General features: G+C 35.1%; 12 protein-coding genes and 1 other annotated feature (1 of these 13 only partly in view). Of the genes, 2 read left to right on the forward strand and 10 right to left on the reverse strand.

The features are described from left to right. Positions 1–135: 135 nt before the first annotated feature. Positions 136–1,596 (forward strand): DHA2 family efflux MFS transporter permease subunit, encoded by a 1,461-nt coding sequence (locus ACUN26_RS11430; RefSeq protein WP_001168362.1) that lies wholly within the window; start codon positions 136–138, stop codon positions 1,594–1,596. A gap of 198 nt (positions 1,597–1,794) precedes the next feature. Next, complete coding sequence (locus ACUN26_RS11435) at positions 1,795–2,466, forward strand: TerC family protein (RefSeq protein WP_000346960.1); 672 nt, start codon at positions 1,795–1,797, stop codon at positions 2,464–2,466. 61 nt (positions 2,467–2,527) lie between these two features. Here ACUN26_RS11435 and ACUN26_RS11440 read toward each other — a convergent pair whose 3' ends face one another. The 10 genes from ACUN26_RS11440 to aroC form a co-directional block, all read right to left on the reverse strand. Then, positions 2,528–4,501, reverse strand: coding sequence for an LTA synthase family protein (locus ACUN26_RS11440; RefSeq protein ID WP_000808782.1), 1,974 nt, complete (start codon positions 4,499–4,501; stop codon positions 2,528–2,530). A 548-nt stretch (positions 4,502–5,049) separates the two neighbouring features. After that, positions 5,050–6,675 (reverse strand): ABC-F family ATP-binding cassette domain-containing protein, encoded by a 1,626-nt coding sequence (locus ACUN26_RS11445; RefSeq protein WP_000633859.1) that lies wholly within the window; start codon positions 6,673–6,675, stop codon positions 5,050–5,052. A 260-nt stretch (positions 6,676–6,935) separates the two neighbouring features. Next, entirely contained in the window at positions 6,936–10,052 is a 3,117-nt protein-coding gene (locus tag ACUN26_RS11450) for an MMPL family transporter (protein ID WP_000517245.1), read from the reverse strand. A 185-nt stretch (positions 10,053–10,237) separates the two neighbouring features. After that, positions 10,238–10,804 carry a TetR/AcrR family transcriptional regulator gene (locus ACUN26_RS11455; protein WP_001107311.1) on the reverse strand — a complete coding sequence of 189 codons (567 nt, stop codon included), beginning with the start codon at positions 10,802–10,804 and terminating at the stop codon, positions 10,238–10,240. 124 nt (positions 10,805–10,928) lie between these two features. Further along, positions 10,929–11,384, reverse strand: coding sequence for an NUDIX domain-containing protein (locus ACUN26_RS11460; protein ID WP_000620962.1), 456 nt, complete (start codon positions 11,382–11,384; stop codon positions 10,929–10,931). 108 nt (positions 11,385–11,492) lie between these two features. Continuing rightward, complete coding sequence (locus ACUN26_RS11465) at positions 11,493–12,650, reverse strand: GNAT family N-acetyltransferase (RefSeq protein ID WP_001100936.1); 1,158 nt, start codon at positions 12,648–12,650, stop codon at positions 11,493–11,495. Positions 12,651–12,803: 153 nt separating this feature from the next. After that, positions 12,804–14,093 (reverse strand): 3-phosphoshikimate 1-carboxyvinyltransferase, encoded by a 1,290-nt coding sequence (gene aroA, locus ACUN26_RS11470; RefSeq protein ID WP_000664599.1) that lies wholly within the window; start codon positions 14,091–14,093, stop codon positions 12,804–12,806. 16 nt (positions 14,094–14,109) lie between these two features. Next, the gene (tyrA, locus tag ACUN26_RS11475; protein WP_000335164.1) at positions 14,110–15,210 is read right to left on the reverse strand and encodes a prephenate dehydrogenase; all 1,101 of its coding nucleotides are present in this window, start codon (positions 15,208–15,210) and stop codon (positions 14,110–14,112) included. Then, a complete protein-coding gene (hisC, locus tag ACUN26_RS11480) occupies positions 15,203–16,303 on the reverse strand; it encodes a histidinol-phosphate transaminase (protein ID WP_001197267.1) in 1,101 nt (366 codons plus the stop codon). The genes tyrA and hisC overlap by 8 nt, the downstream gene beginning before the upstream one ends. A gap of 16 nt (positions 16,304–16,319) precedes the next feature. Then, complete coding sequence (gene aroC / locus ACUN26_RS11485) at positions 16,320–17,492, reverse strand: chorismate synthase (RefSeq protein WP_001269419.1); 1,173 nt, start codon at positions 17,490–17,492, stop codon at positions 16,320–16,322. A gap of 53 nt (positions 17,493–17,545) precedes the next feature. Then, positions 17,546–17,622, reverse strand: a binding site (T-box leader) (it continues 143 nt past the right edge of the window).

The following is a 17,622-nucleotide window of genomic DNA, read 5'->3' on the forward strand; positions in this document are numbered from 1 at the left end:
ACAGTACATATCTTCTCTGTCGAGTAGTGAACATTTTCAACAAAACTGTTCATGGTCAGAGAAAACGTATTTTGTTACCATTAATTTTATCGACACAATGTCGATAAATCAAGGTAACAATGAAGGAGATTACCAATGCAAAAGGAAATATCAGAAAGAAATAAAAAAATTATACTAGTTGTCCTCATTACCGGCTGTTTTTTATCAACCTTAAATCAGACGCTATTAAATGTGGCAATGAGTAATTTAATGAAGGTATTTGATGTAACAGCTGCAACAGTGCAATGGCTATCAACAGGCTTTATGCTCATAAATGGTGTTCTAGTTCCAATTACTGCATTTTTAATGAAACGATTTACAACAAGGCAGCTATTTATTAGCTCAATGCTCTCTTTGTTTATTGGGACCGTTCTCTGTGCATGCGCCATGAATTTTAGCATTTTGTTAACAGGAAGAATGATTCAAGCAGTTGGAGCAGGAATTATTATGCCACTCATGATGACTATTATTTTATATTTGTACCCTAGTGAAAAACGCGGAAGTATTATGGGGACCATCGGATTCGCTATAATTTTTGCGCCAGCTATCGCTCCAACTTTATCTGGCTTTATTATTGAATATGTATCATGGAGATGGCTATTTATTGGATTAGCTCCATTTATATTCATCGTAATTATTCTCGCGATTAAATATTTAATGAATGTTGCAAATACAACAAAAGCAAAATTAGATATCGTAAGTGTCATTTTATCAACAATTGGCTTTGGTTGTGTTATATCCGGATTCAGTAGTGCAGGAAGTAAAGGATGGAATCATCCCGTTGTTATTATAACAATTACTATCGGTATCATCGTTACAGCTTTATTCTGTTTACGTCAAATAAAGTCTAATGATCCATTATTGAATTTATCAGTATTTAAATATAAAGTTTTCACTCTTACTTCAGTCATTAACGTACTCATTACGATGATTATGTATGCAGATTTAATTCTATTACCCATTTACTTACAAAACGGACGAGGTTTTACTGCATTTGAATCAGGTTTACTTCTATTACCTGGAGCTGTCATTAACGCCTTCTTATCACCTATCACAGGCAAAATGTTTGATAAATATGGAGCGAAACCACTCTTTATTACCGGTTTAATCTGTGTCATTATTTCGATGTGGGGTGTAATTGATTTGACCGACTCCACAACTTATATGTATTTAATGGTTCGTACCATTATTTTACGAATTGGGTTAAGTTTCATTTCAATGCCTTTAAATACAGCCGGCTTAAACGCTTTGCCAATAGAACTGGGTTCACATGGTTCAGCAGTAAATAATACAATTCGCCAATTAGCAGGTGCGATTGGGACAGCAGTTATCATCACGGTATATACAATTCAATCTACTTCACACATATCACAGTTATCTAGTGGGAATGGAAATATAACAGCTACACAAGTAACAAAATTATCTTCTATCTTCAGCTCAAGTGATGCATACGTGTTTATGTTAGTCTTATCTTTTATAGCTTTGATTATCGTAAGTTTCATGCCCAAAAAAGTAGTAATCAAAAGATACGAAAGTAAATCTTCAAACATAAAATGATTGTTAAAAATTAAGCACTTAAAAGATGGCTCCGGAATTATACCGAAGCCATCTTTTTGAGTGCTTACGACTATAATTATAATCCTCGATTACTATTTGAAGAGATTATATTTTACAGTTATGCTTTTAAATAATCGTTAGAATTCTTAATACTGAATAGCTTATAAGTACATATTAATCATAAGGAGTGATATGTATATGGATTTTCTTTCATCTGAATATTTGTCAGCCTTGCTTGCCATTATTGTAATTGATCTAGTGTTAGCTGGAGATAATGCCATCGTAATTGGATTAGCAGCAAGGCGATTACCGAAAGATCAACAAAAGAAAGTTATTATATGGGGAACTGTCGGGGCTATCGCTATTAGAGCCCTCGCTACCTTAATTGTCGTTTGGTTATTAAAAATACCAGGATTACTTCTAATTGGTGGTGTACTCCTCATATGGATTGCTTACAAATTAATTGCTGAGGGTAAAAATCATGATATTAAAGCTGAAGAAGGATTTTGGTCTGCTATTAAAACCATTATTATAGCGGATGCATTAATGGGAATTGATAATGTACTCGCTGTTGCGGGAGCTGCGCATGGTAATTTTTCTTTAGTAATCATCGGATTATTAGTGTCTATTCCAGTAGTCGTATGGGGCAGTACATTAATTTTAAAATGGGTTGACCGTTTCCCTGTCATCATTACGATTGGAGCAGCTGTTTTAGCTTATACTGCTGCAAAAATGATTGTAGATGAGAAATGGTTCGCTGGATTTTTCGAAAGTAATCCTTTCATAAAATGGGCATTCATCATTATTATCATCATCGGTGTGGTATTCTTCGGAAAGATGAAACAAAAAACTAAAGATGGTACTATGTAATGTTAATGTAATTATAGTTACAAACAAAAGCGCTACTCATATGAGTAGCGCTTTTTCATATTTATTTAGCTTCCCCGTCTTCAGTCGTTTTTACCTTCGTTTTATTTTTATCACGATGGTTATAGTTATACTTCGAACGATCTACTGGAGTGAAGCCTTCTGGTGTGTAGAATCGTAATAAGTCACCATTTACGACTTGGTCAGAGTATTTTAGTGATTTTTGAACCATTTGTTCATTTTGTTTTATTTCATCTGTTAATTCTACAGGTTTTCCAGTTGTTGTATCATAATATTTTCCGTTCAATGCCGTAACTGTTGGGCTTACATAATTACCGTTACGGAATGGAACAACTTGTTTATGATCTGGTGATAATAAATCTGAACCGAATTGAACATAATTTTTCGTATCTGTACCTAGTAAATGTAATAACGTAGGAAGAACGTCAATTTCACCGCCATATTGATGTTGTACGCCACCTTTCACTCCTGGTACACGAACTATTAATGGTACACGTTGTAACTGTGCATTTTCAAATGAGTTCATTTCTTTACCCATTACTTGTGACATTGCTGCATTATGGTTATCTGAAATACCGTAATGGTCACCATACATAACGATAATCGAGTTATCGTATAAGCCAGATTGTTTCAAGTAATCAATGAACCCTTTTACAGACTCATCTAAATATCGTGCTGTTTGGAAATACGTATCTACTGATGAATCACCTGTAGTCGCTGGTTCAATTGTTGCTTCCGCTTTATCAATAGGATAAGGGAAATGGTTTGATAACGTAATGAACTTCGTATAGAACGGTTGTTTTAACGTTTGTAATAATGGAATTGATTCATTAAAGAACGGTTTATCTTTTAAGCCATAGTTTACTACGTCTTTTTCGTTCATATCATAGTATGACGCATCAAAGAATTTGTTAAAACCAAATGATTTATAAATATCGTCGCGGTTCCAGAATGTTTTATAGTTACCGTGGAATACCGCTGATGTGTATCCTTGTTGTCCTAAAATAGCTGGTGCTGATTGATACGTGTTATGAGCCTTATTTGTAAAAACAGATCCTTGTGGTAATCCGTACATTGAGTTTTCTAACATGAACTCCGCATCAGATGTTTTACCTTGTCCTGTTTGATGGAAGAAGTTATCAAAGTATAACGTATTCGCATCTTTTGTAAATGAATTTAGAAATGGTGTAACTTCTTGCCCATTTAATTTATAATCGATTAAAAAGTTTTGGAATGACTCTAAATGAATATAAATTACGTTCATTCCTTTTCCTTTACCGAAGTATTCAGGATTTGGACTTGCATATGTTGATGCAAGATAATTTCTAACTTCTGTCATATTATCTCCATCAGCTAACGCTCGTTCTGTTGATGCTTTCGCACTTTGAATACCATCATAAATCGTATAGTTGTATGCCCCTAAATATTTCACAATATAATTACGGTCAAATGTTCTTGTCAATAATTCAGGACGATCAGATTCTGCAAGCCCTAGGTTCACACTGAATAATAAAATACCTGCTACAAATACTAGTGATAGTTTATGTTTCGCAACACGAATAGGTTTTGGGTTTGCAAATTTTGTTGCGACTAAAACAATTAAAATGATTGTATCTAAGAAATATAGTGGATCATATAAGTGTAGTAACGCGAAAATACTACCACCTAAATCACCAAAGTTATTCGTTTGTGTTAATGTCGGGAACGTAATAAAATCACTGAAAAAGCGATAATATACTACGTTTGCGTATAAAAGTATCGACAATAACAAATTAATAATAATTACCCAAATATAAGATCGTTTCCCTTTTGCAAATAATGCAAGTCCTAAAAATAGAACTGCTGAACTAAGCGGGTTAAAAAACAGCAAGAATTTTTGGATTGTGTTTGAAATTCCTAAATTAAATTCCATTACATAGGCTGTATATGTTTTGAGCCATAATAAAATAACGGCAAACAGAAAGAATCCAAAATGATTACTTAACACACTTTTGCTCTTTAATAAAAACTGTTTCATCTCTCCACCTCTTTTAATCATCCAAGGCTTATTTTTTATAAGTCCGTCTCTGTATTTAATTTTCTTCTTCAAATAGATTTTATTTGTTTAACTACATGAAGAATATTAGTAATTATAAATTGAAGCTTTTATTTATTCAACTATTTCTTTTTAAACATTGTGACCTTGGTTTCTATTTAACAAAATTAATTTGTAACATTTCCTGTTTTCTCCCAAGTTCCATCCACTACTTATGACTCCACATACTATAAACCTTTATTCACTACTTCGCAAACTAATCTATCTCCATTTTTGGTACATTTTTCACATAACAAAAAAGTGTAGTTTGACCTTATTACTCAAACTACACTTCTCCTGTTACAATTAACTCCTTCAATCCTATACACATTAAATCTCATCTATGTGCCAAAAAACTATGCAATCATAACATTACAATTTCTTACCACCGTTAATATTATATTTGAATAATTATTCATTTAATACCTTAGTCTTCATCTCTTTTCAACAAAACCCCCGCTCTAACAAAGAGCAGGGGTTTTCATCATATATTATTGACCTTTATACATTGCATCTACTTGTTTTTGAAGTTCTTCATTTTCTAAGTACTCATCGTAAGTTGCCTCTTTATCGATTACACCGTTTGGTGTTACTTCGATAATGCGGTTTGCAATTGTTTGTACGAACTGATGGTCATGAGATGTGAATAACATTGTACCTTTGAATGCAATTAAACCGTTGTTTAATGCAGTGATAGACTCAAGATCTAAATGGTTCGTCGGATCGTCAAGTGTGATTACGTTCGCACCACTTAACATCATTTTAGATAACATACAACGAACTTTTTCGCCTCCAGATAATACAGAAACGTTCTTCTTAACTTCTTCACCTGAGAATAACATACGGCCTAAGAAACCACGTAAGAAGCTCTCTGACTCATCTTGTGGAGAGAATTGGCGTAACCAATCAACTAAGTTGAAGTCACTGTTCTCAAAGTATTTAGAGTTATCTCTTGGGAAATACGATTGAGATGTTGTAACACCCCATTTGAATGAACCGCTATCTGGCTCCATTTCACCCATAAGGATTTTAAATAATGTTGTCATCGCAATATCGTTACGACCGATAAATGCAACTTTATCACCTTTATTTAAAGTGAAGTACACATTATCTAACACTTTTTCGCCATCAATTGTTTTAGAAAGTCCTTCAACAGTTAATAAGTCATTTCCTATTTCACGCTCAGGTGTGAAACCAACGAATGGATAACGACGTGATGATGGTCTAATATCATCCAATGTAATTTTATCTAATAATTTTTTACGAGAAGTGGCTTGTTTCGCTTTAGATGCGTTTGAGCTAAAGCGTGCAATGAAGTTTTGTAACTCTTTTACTTTCTCTTCTTTTTTCTTATTAGCATCTTGTGTTAATTTTAAAGCTAATTGGCTTGACTCATACCAGAAGTCATAGTTACCAACATAAAGTTGAATTTTACCGAAATCAAGATCAGCCATGTGCGTACAAACTTTATTTAAGAAGTGACGGTCATGGGATACAACGATTACTGTATTTTCAAAGTTCATTAAGAAGTTCTCTAACCATTGAATCGCTTTTAAGTCCAAGTGGTTGGTAGGCTCATCTAGTAATAGAATGTCAGGTTTACCGAATAAAGCTTGAGCAAGTAATACTTTTACTTTCTCTGCCCCAGTTAATTCTGACAATTTCTTATCATGAAGATCTTCACCAATACCAAGTCCTTTTAGTAAGATTGCAGCTTCTGACTCAGCTTCCCAACCGTTAAGCTCAGCGAACTCACCTTCAAGTTCAGCAGCACGCATACCATCTTCATCACTAAAGTCTTCTTTCATGTAAATAGCATTTTTCTCTTGCATTACTTTATAAAGTTGCGTGTGACCCATAATTACTGTTTCTAATACTGGGAACTCTTCATATTCGAAGTGGTTCTGTTTTAATACTGCTAGACGCTCACCTGGCGTAATATGTATGTCACCTGTTGATGGTTCGATTTCTCCAGATAAAATCTTTAGAAATGTTGATTTACCAGCACCGTTTGCTCCAATTAAACCGTAGCAATTACCTGGCGTGAATTTTATGTTAACATCTTCAAACAATTTGCGATCCGCGAAACGCAAACTAACGTTACTTACTGTAATCATTTGTGTCCTCCTACTAATACCGCTTATTTCAGCGTTTTCTCACCGATTGTCTTAAAAAATCGCATATTACGACTCAATTATTGTAGACTATAGCTATTATATAGTAGAAGCTGGATGAATAGCAACGGTTGATTACCTTTCTACAATGAAATCGGATAGTTTTTATCGATTCTCACTCTGTAATACATTGGATTAATTTCCTATTTTTAATTTTTATATACAGAAAAAACTGTAGGGAAAACATTCCCTACAGTTTTTTCTTATTTCGTATTTATTATTTTCTCTTTATAACTCTTCAATTTACTCGTTAATCCTATTAAAGCAGGTAACAATATCGGTATCACGATTAAAGCTAATAGTAATAGTGCAACGCCAACAACTGATGCTACTTGTATAAGTGTCAATACACCTGATGGAATTAATGCGGCAAATGTCCCGCCTAAAATTAGCGCCGCTGATAATACAACTCCTCCTATATGACGAGATGCAGTTACAATTTTCGTTACCGAATCCCCTTCTATCTCGTTATAGCGCATCATTACGAAAATACTATAATCCACTCCTAAAGCGACAATCATAATGAAGCTAAAGAATGGAACATTCCAGCTTAATAAATCTACATGTAATACATGTGCACTAATTTGTTCGCTTATACCAAGTGATGCAAAGTACGCTAATAGTAATGAGCCAATAATAAATATTGTGTTTAGTAATGAGCGTGTAATTACGATTAATACAATCGCAATTCCAATCAACATAATCGTAGCTGTACGCAAGAAATCTTGCCCGGTTACTTCTTTTAAATCAACATTTCTAGCTGTTGTCCCGCCGATCGCTTTTTTCGCCGTTTTTAATTCAGTACCATTTAGCGTACCATCTATCGTTTTATTAATTTCTTGAATGATTGGCATCGCTTCTTTTGAATACGGATTTACGTCTAAAATGATTGTCATTTTAGCAGTCTTTCTATCATGTGACATGTACGTATTCAATGCTTTTTGGAAATCTTCTCCCGCTAACACTTCTTTAGGAATATAAAATTTCTCAGAGCTTTTTGACTCATTAAGCTCGCCTAAATATTTCTGAGCATCCCCTAGGCCGTTACTTACTTTTCCAAGCCCTTCTGTACTTTTAGATAAGCCGGATTGTAATTGCCCCATCTTTTCTTGCAGGTCTTTCAATCCAGTTAAAAGCTGCCCTTGCCCATCATTTATTTTTGTTAAGCCGGATTGTAGCTCAGATGATTTGTTTGCAATTTGTTTTGAACCTGTAGCTCCTTCGTTTAATCCAGTTTTTAGTCCGGCAGCTCCTTTTTGTAACTTGGTAACGCCATTATTCATTTCCTTTATGCCGTTATCTACTTTCAGTAATGATTGATTCGCTTCTTTAAATGAATTCACCGCAGCTTTATGTTGCACTGCTAATTGATTTAATTCTTTTGAAAGTCCACTTAATTGCTTTTGAGCTTCCTTCGCAATTCCTATCGTTTGCTGTACATTAGGATCATTTGCTACTTCTGGTTTCGTTTGAATGAAATTAGTCATTAACACTTCAATTTGTTCATATCCTTTTTTCGCACCGTCAATCGCTTGAGAAATACTTCCGAAGTATTGATCGTAAGAACTTAAACCCTTTTCTAACTGTGCATAACCAGCATGAAGCTGTGACGTTGCACCCGATAGGACATTTATATTTTCATTTACTGAAGTTAACCCACTCTCAATTTGCTGCGCTCCTTGTGCACCTTCGTTTATGCCAATGGATAATTGATTTAAAGCTGTTCCTAATGCTGATACTCCATTTTTCGCTTCGTTCGTTCCATCAATTAACTTTTGAACATTTGCAAGACTATTTGAGTCATTACTACCCATTTTATCTTTCGCATCCGTTAAGCCATCATTAATTTCCTTTATGCCACCATTGGCATCGCCTAAACCAGTATTTAGTTCTCCCGCTTGTTTATTTAAATATAATTCTTTTATCTTATCACCAGTTGGACGCGTCGGTGCATATACTTCTGAAACACCTTTAACTTTCGAAATTTTATCAGTTAATTCATCTAAAGTTTGTAGAGACGTTCCTTCATCTAATTTTTTGTTAGATTGAATCACTAACGTACTTGGTGAAGAAAATCCTGGTGGAAAATGTTTTTCTATCACATTAATACCCATTTTTGATTCATACTTATTATCCACTTCAAACAAATCATTGTAATTCAGTGTATTAGAGTATTTTAATACGAAAGGAATCGATATCACGAATACGATGATTAAAGCAACAAATGGTCTTGCTACTGAATTTTTAGCAAAGAATCCCCATAAACGGCTATCCTCATGACCTTTAAATGTTTTAACTGGATAAAACATTCCTTTTCCTAAAAGCACCATAAAAAATGGATTTAAAGTGGTTATTACGAGTAGTAATACTAAAACACCAATTGCTACCGCTGAAGTAGATTGATATAATTTAAAACTCGCTAAAGCAAGTGATGCAAAACCAATTAGCACCGCTATCCCGCTATATAAAACGGTTTTACCTGCCGATTTAAATGTTTCTTTCGTGGCCAAAAATGCATTTTCTTGTTTACTTAATTCTTCTTTAAACCTCGTATATAATAAAATGTTGTAATCTGTTCCTACTCCAAACAGTACGACAACTACAAACACTTGCGTAAAGTTAGAAAACGGAAAATTAAATTGATCTACAAGATGAGCAATAATACCCATTGAAACTAAATACGATATACCAACTGTAAGAAGAGAAACAATTGGAACAATTGGTGAACGGAATACAATGATTAATACTATAAGAATGAAAATAATTGAAATAACTTCAGTCTTTTTCACTCCCTCTTGAGAGGATGTAAGAAAATCACCCGCTATTAAGTCACTTCCTGTTAAGTACGTTTTTACTCCTTTCGTTTGCACTTTTTTATGAAGATTATTTGCAACTTTTGATATTTCACCATGCTTTTTATCTATTGATATTTGCGTTAAAATAGTCGTATTATCTTTAGAAACTAATTGTTTCTCCAATTCTTTATTATCTAAATGTGAAACAACTTCCTTAATTCCTAATTGCTCTTTTTCATTTTGCAAAGCGTTGATTGTTTTTGTTATTTCCTCTTTTTGCTCAGTAGTTAAAGCTGTTTTATTGTCACTATTAAATACGGCGATAACTTCGTATTTTTCAACTCCTTCTTTATCCATTTCTTTGATCATCTTGTCAGCAATACTGCTTTGTTCTGTATTAGGGATTGTAATTTTCCCTTTTTCCTTCACTAGTTTATCCATATTAGGCATCGTTACGACCATTGTAATAGTAATAACTATCCATAATAGAAAAGATAAACTTCTCCAACTTTTTAACTTGCCCATTTGAATCATCTCCCGTTTTTAGCGTTTCATGTTAAGTTCGGAATGAACATTCATTCCTACCCTTTTAAAACTATCATTTCGGAATGAACATTCATTCCTATCACTCTATTAAATTATTTTTAAAACTCTATTAAATTACCTTTAACGGAATGAATGTTCATTCCTGTCCTTATAAAGCTATAGAATCAAATGATTCTAATAGCATTCCAAGAGCTTTCTTCCAATTCTTTTACTAATTCTTTTGAGTATTCTAATTGCCCCGTTGCCATTACTTTAGTTAATTTTTCTAGCGGTTGGTATACAATGATAATTAATGCAACTGGAGGCAATGGACGGAGAAACCCTTTTGCGATTCCATCTTCTATAATATTCATAAAGAAGCCTATAAAATCGTCAAATATTTTCTTACTCTGTTCATCAAGAAAATAACTATCACAGTGAGAATTTGTAAAAAGAAAAGCATCCACATTGTTTCTCGCAAATTCAAATAAACGGTTGTACGTATGACTAAACTGTTCACGAATATTTGCTTCAACAGGAAAATCTGTTTTTATCATTTCAGATAGTTGCAACATACTTTTTGAAAATAATGAGTTAACGAGTGCCTCTTTATTTTCAAAATAGCGATAAATCGTACCAGCGCCGACATTGGCTTTTTCAGCGATCATCGGAATTGTCGTACCATCGTAACCACGCTCTGCGAATAGTTGTATAGCTGCTTCAAAAATGTCTTCTTGTTTATTTTTAGCCATTTTTCTCACCTCAATTTTCAGGAATGAAAATTCATTCCGTTTTTAATTATAAATTAGATGGATTAAAAGTCAAGTGTGTGACTACGCAAATGTAGCATTTTCAAATAACACACTCACTTAGATTTCAATGCATTTTTTGAATTAACACTTCAAAAAAATTCTTTGTATCATCGTGACTTAAAATGCTCAATATATCTTGTGTTTTAAAAAATTGAACTTGACTTATTTCATTATCTTTTGGATTCAAATCTGTTCTATCACCTATATATTCTACATAAAACATAGTTGTTTCTTGTTTTTCAAATCCAGTTTTCACTTTTAATTCTTCAGGAAACTCAAAGCAAATTTTATCTTCCATTTGTTTCATAACTATAAACTTTTTTGAACCGGTTTCTTCTTCAAACTCTCTCAATATAGCACTTTCTAAGTCATTATCTGTATGTTTTAATCCGCCTTTAGGAAAATCCCACTCCCCCTTTGACAAATTGTATTCTTCTTCTATATCGCTTATTTTTACCTTATGTACCAATAAAAATTCACTATTTTGGAATATGATTGCGCCTACAGCTTGCCTAATCATTCTATTTCCCCTCCTAAAATAATGCTTTCATTCTATTAATAGAAAAGTACTATAATAACTGTTTTTCATTATAGTACTTTTTTAATGACACATTGCACAGTGTATTAATTAAAAGAAATCATAAATAAACGGCTTACGCACTGGTACTAAATTCTCAAATGACCGCATTGCCTCTTCGCTTCCGCTAATTAATTCAAGTTCGTTTAGTTCTAATGGACGTTTGTATCCAAACATTATTGTCGATAGTGCATTTATATCCAGTTTGATTCCTTTTTCCGTTGCTTCTTCTACAATTGTTAATTCATGATTTGCAAGTCTCACTACTACGTTATTCCACGGAGCAAATGAATCTGTAATATGTAAGATCACTTCTTGCTGTACATCGTTCCAGTTAAATTCATATTGTTTTAAGAACTGCTCTACATCTACAATTCTGCCCATAAAATATGGTTTCACTTCTGTCTTCACGCGTGGCTCTTGCAATGTATATAACAACGGTTCGTTTTCACTTACTGTCATTTCAAGTTCTTTAATCATAGAATCATGCTGGCAAATAAAGTTCCACAGACCATTTCGTGCTTCATTATGCAGTGGTACAAATTCTTCTACTGTCATTTTATAGTTTTCTATTTTATATAACATGTAACCAGCTGCCGTTTTATTTTCATCATAGTAAATCGCTAATGCTAAATCATCATAAACTACTTGTAACCACCAGTTCTTCTCTCGAACTAACATACCTGAAACACGTTCTGCAAAGGTTTCATATAGCTTCTCGACTTCTTCTGGATGATTTTCTTTATTGAAACGTTTCACGGTGCCATTTACTTGTTTTTTCATAACTAAATCGCTCTTAGTCATATGACATACGAGAAGATCCGCACAAAGTTCCCAGCCGTATTTACGGTAAAATGAAACAGAAAATGGATGTAACATCGATACTGTATATCCATCTTTTTTCATCGTTTGAAGAGAATGCTGAAGTAGCTCTTTTACATACCCACTTCTTCTATACTCAGGATACGTCGCTACCCCTGCAACGCCGCCCATTTTAAATGTTTCTTTTCCTATGTATATATGAAATGGAATAAGATGTAGTTTTGCTGCTAAGTCTTCCCCTTCCATAATGCCGTATATTTCATGACTTTCTTTCATTCGAGTGATTTGCTGCTGCAATTGTTCCTCATTTACTTTATATTGAAAAGCGTATTCTGATAAACGTAATGCTTCTCTAAATTTATCTTCTTGTAATTGTATGACATTCATATAATTCTCCTCCATTCCCTGATTGAATTGTATCATAATTCTTACTATTGTAGTTCTGTAAGTGAAATTACACAGACGTTTCAACAAAAAATAGCGATTTTACAACAACTAACATAAAAAAGCAGATACATAATGTATCTGCTTCTCATCACCTTATTTTGCTAACTTTTGAAGTTCTTCAAAGAATGTAGGGTATGATACACCTACTGCTTCTGCATCTTCAATTGTTGTTTTTCCCTCTGCTAGACAGCCAGCAATCGCAAGCATCATTCCGATGCGGTGATCACCGTAACTATTTACTGTACTGCCTTTTAGAGCTGATTTTCCGTATATAATCATGCCATCATCAGTTGCTTCTATGCGAGCTCCTAGTTTCGTTAACTCCGCAACGACTGTATCAATACGGTTCGTTTCTTTTACTTTTAACTCGTGTGCATCTTTAATAACTGTAATACCTTCTGCTTGTGTTGCCGCTAAAGCGATAACTGGAATTTCATCGATTAGTCTTGGAATAATATCCCCACCAATTTCAATTCCTTTTAATGAAGATGTTTCAATCGTAATGTTTGCAGCTGGTTCTGATGCCCCTTCGTTAATCGGCTCTACAGTAAATGTAGCACCCATTGTCTCTAAAACATCAATAATACCTGTACGAGTTGGATTCATTCCTACATTTTGTAATACTAGTTTACTATTTGGAATAATTGCTCCCGCTACTAAGAAAAATGCTGCTGATGATACGTCACCTGGTACTTGAACGTCTGTCGCTGTTAACTTCTGTCCACCTGCAAGTTTCACTGTTTTTCCCTCACGAGTTACGTTAACACCGAATGCTTCAAGCATTCTTTCCGTGTGATCACGCGAAATATGTGGTTCTGTAACAGCTGTTACACCTTCTGCCCGAAGACCTGCAAGTAAAATAGCTGACTTTACTTGTGCACTTGCAACAGGAGAAATATACTCAATTGCTTTTAAATCTCCGCCACGTATTGTGAGCGGCGTAAACGTTCCTTCTTCTCGGCCATCAATTTTTGCGCCCATTTGTTTTAATGGATTTGTAACACGTTTCATCGGTCTTTTTGCGATAGACGCATCACCTTGTACGCAAGAGAAAAATGGTGTATTTGCTAATATTCCTGACATTAATCGTATCGTTGTACCAGAATTACCAACATCTAATACAGCTTTCGGTTCTTGTAAGCCTTCAATTCCTTTTCCAACTACAGTTACTTCATCACCATTTTGCGTGATTTCTACTCCCATTTCCTTAAAGCACGAAATCGTACTTAAACAGTCTGCACCGGGCAAGAAACCTTTAATTGTCGTTTTTCCTTCTGCAATTGCGCCGAACATAACAGCACGATGTGAAATGGACTTATCACCTGGAATTGTAATGTTGCCGTTCAATCCGCTATTTATAGGTTGTATCGTTCTTTCTTTCACGTTTTCACCTTCTCATTTAAATTGTTTCATAAGTTTGGTATTCTTCTTCTCCAAGCGCTAGTTTCGCTTTCATACGATCTTCTTCTCTTTGGAAGCTAATGCGTAATACGCCAAGCAATCCTTCTCGCGCTTCTAATATTTGCAAGTTCGTAATACTAATTTCTTCACGCGCCAAAATACTCGTAATATGAGCCAATGCCCCTACTTTATCTAAAACATCGACGTATAAGTCGTGATAGGCAGGAATTGCCCCTCTTTTTCGTACTGGTAAAGAATCACGGTATTCTTTCGCATCTGCAAAATAGTTTTGAATCTCGCCTGCATCTCCAGTAGAAACAGTATCATATAATTCTTCCATTTCAGAGATCCACTCTTTTAATAATACCATTAAATGCTCACGATTTTGCTTTACAATATCACTCCACATTTTCGGGCTACTAGATGCAATGCGTGTAATGTCTTTAAATCCGCCAGCAGCTAGCTGATGAATGAGCGGATTATCTCCTGCATGTTTCTCCACTTGCTTGACTAACCCTGCTGCGATAAGATGCGGAAAATGACTAACGATTCCTGTTACATAATCATGCTCTTCTGTATTTAAAACGAGAAAATGAGACCCCGTTCCCTTTAACCAACCTTTTAGTTCTTCCACTTGTTCATTTGGCACATGGTTCATCGGTGTTAAAATGTAAAATGCATTTTCAAATAAATGTGCTTTTGCACTTTCAACCCCAGTTTTATGAGAACCTGCCATCGGATGTCCACCAATGAAAGAAATTTCCTTTGAAAATAAAGCTTCCGCTTCGTTCATAATTGTTCCTTTTGTACTACCAACATCGGTCACTATCACATCTTCTCGTAAACGAAATGACGCTAATTTGTGTAATAACTTCTTCGTTTCTTCAACTGGAGAAGCAAAAACAATTAAATGTGCCTCTTCACATGCACGCTGTAAATCTACTGCTACTTCATCTACTACGTGTAATTCTTTCGCACGCTCTACTTGCTCTTGAAATATGTCATAACCTGTTATCGTTACATCGTGCTCTTTCTTAATTGCTAATGCGAGAGAACCTCCTATTAAGCCTGTTCCAATTAATACTACCTTTTTACACATTTGCCTCATCTCGAGACTTATTTTTCTTATTTTCAAAGTGTTGTTTTAACACTGAAATCACTCCTTCATTTTGCTCCCTTGTGCCGACTGTAATACGGACACCATTCGGGAACGGACGAATAATAAACCCTGCGTGTGCACAAGCTTCATAAATCTCTCCACCATTCTCTACCGGTAAGAAGATGAAGTTTGTTTGTGACGGATAAAATGGAAATTCGTTTTCCTTACAAAAACTTTCGTATTGTTGTATTCCCTCTGTATTAACACGTACAATTTCTTCAATAAACGCTTCATCGTTAAAAGCAATCGTTGCTGCTTTTTGCGCTAATGAAGATACGTTAAATGGCAAACGTACGACATTTAATTTCTCGATTAACTCTTCCTGTCCAATCGCGTAACCAACGCGGAAAGATGCTAATCCGTACGCTTTAGAAAACGTTCTAAGTACAAGAATGTTGTTATGTTTTTCTAGAAGCGGTAATGTCTCAGGGAAATCTTTTGCTGTTACGTATTCATAGTACGCTTCATCAATGACAATTAACGTATTTTCACTAATGCTTTCAATGAACTGAGTCAATTTTTGCTCATTCACATATGTGCCTGTAGGGTTGTTCGGATTACAAAGCCAAATGATTTTCGTATTGTTATCAACTGCTGACGAAATTTCATCTAAGTCGTATACACCGTTATTTAAAGCAACTTCTTTCACTTCACAACCTTCAATAATTGCATGATGACGGTACTGTGGGAATGTTGCACCTGCCGTTACGATGTTATCTCCAGCTCGAAGTACGGCGCGACTTATTATTTGAATGACCTCATCTAAACCACTACCGCAAAGTATTTGTTCCATTTGGACTTGTAATTTCTCTGCAATTGTTTGACGGAGCGTTGTAGCACCTCCGTCAGGATATAAAGCATGTTCTAACCACGATTTTTGCAACTCTTCTAACACTCGTGGCGAACAACCGAATGGATTTTCATTTGATGCTAATTTCACAAACGAATGATCTCCGTACACTTCTTTCATTTGTTCTGGTGATTTACCTGGTTTATATGGTTGTAAGGATGATAGTTGATCTTTTACTTGCATGTTAAACCCACCTTTTTTAAAATTCTTTTGCGTATTTGTTATGTTCTGTAATGTTTTGCTTTAATAATTCCATACGATCTTTTCCGAATTGTTCGACTAGTGCATCTGCAAGTTCCCATGCCACAACAGATTCAGCTACTACACCTGCTGCTGGTACTGCGCAACTATCAGACCTTTCAATACTCGCTTGGAATGCTTCTTTCGTATCAATATCAACGCTTGCTAACGGTTTGTATAATGTAGGAATCGGCTTCATAACACCTCTTACAACAATCGGCATTCCCGTTGTCATACCACCTTCTAAACCGCCGGCATTATTCGTTTTTCTCGTGTATCCTTTTTCTTCATCCCAAAGGATTTCATCGTGCACTTTACTTCCTGGCTGTCTTGCCGCTTCAAAACCAACACCAATTTCAGCACCTTTAAATGCATTAATACTCATAATAGCACCAGCGAGTTTTGCATCTAATTTACGATCGTAATGAACGTAACTACCAACACCAATTGGCATACCTTCTGCAATGACTTCGACAATACCACCGATTGAATCTCCACTACTTTTTGCATTATCGATCGCATCCATCATCTCTTGTTCTACTTCTTTATCTAAACATCGAACAGGTGAATTTTCAGTTATCGTTTGAATCTCTTCAATTGATAAGTTGGAAATATGCTTCGCTTGCACCCCACCAATTTCAAGCACATGCCCTGCAATTTCCACACCTAACTCTTTCAAAATTTGTTTCGCAACTGCTCCAGCAGCTACACGAACTGTCGTTTCTCTTGCAGATGAGCGCTCTAATACGTTTCTTATATCACGATGACCGTATTTAATAGCTCCGTTTAAATCTGCATGTCCTGGACGTGGTTTTGTAATTGTGCGTTTCATTTCTTTACTTTCTTGCTCTGAAATCGGGTCTGCACCCATTACTTTCGTCCAATGTTTGAAATCATCATTTTTTACGATTAACGTAATCGGTGAGCCAAGTGTCATCCCGTGACGAACACCACTTACAATTTCAACTGTATCTGTTTCAATTTGCATGCGTCTTCCGCGCCCATGTCCTTTTTGTCTTCTTAATAATTCCTTATTAATATGTTCCGCTGTTAATGTTAAACCTGCCGGTACACCTTCTAAAATAACTGTTAACTGCGGACCATGTGATTCTCCAGCTGTAATGTATCTCATTTCTTTTGCCCCTTTACTATTTTTTTGTACAAAAAAGTCCCTACTGAGCGCTCAGTAGGGACGATGTTTATCGCGGTACCACCCTAGTTGTAGACAACTATCGTCTACCTCTCTTCTTCTTTAACGATCG

The organism is Bacillus sp. WC2503 (assembly GCF_052682895.1).